General features: G+C 45.8%; 1 protein-coding gene. It reads right to left on the bottom strand.

Translation table 11 applies throughout. The annotated features are described in order from the left end of the window. Window positions 1–86 precede the first annotated feature (86 nt). Window positions 87–513: Cu(I)-responsive transcriptional regulator (gene cueR, locus A3756_RS06365; protein ID WP_068506746.1), on the bottom strand; the 427-nt coding region annotated here is incomplete at its 5' end.

Genomic DNA, 513 nt, shown 5'->3' with positions numbered 1-513 from the left:
TTTGCTGCAACAACTTGAACTACTTTCAGGCTTTTCAGGGTTATTTTTTTCAGAACTAGAGCCGCAGCAGCTTGATTTCGTTTCTTTCATAGCTTTACCCCTCCCTGTGTCGTTAGTTGCTCTGGTGCCTCGCTAAGCTTATCAAGAATAGCGCAGTGAGGGTCATTGTTAGATTGGCATTGGCTAGCGAGGTCTAGCAGGCACTGGTGCATCAGCCTAAGCTCAGCTATTTGCTCTTCAACTAATTTTGCTTTGTCCAAGACGAGGGATTTAACCTCGTGACTTTGTCGGCCTTTATTGTTGAAAAGATCAAGCAAGTGGCGACACTCATCAATATTGAAGCCTGTCTTTCGGGCGCGCTGGATAAACTGGAGCTGTTCCAGATCTTGTTCTGAATATTGTCGATAGCCGTTGGCAGAGCGCGAGCTAGGATGAACCAGGTCGATCTCTTCGTAGTAGCGAATGGTTTTAGAATTAAGGCCTGTTAGCTTTGATATCGCGCCGATATTCATC

Source organism: Oleiphilus sp. HI0086 (assembly GCF_001635225.1).
The sequence above is the reverse complement of the archived record's forward strand: the minus strand, read 5'-3'. Positions and strand labels throughout refer to the sequence as shown.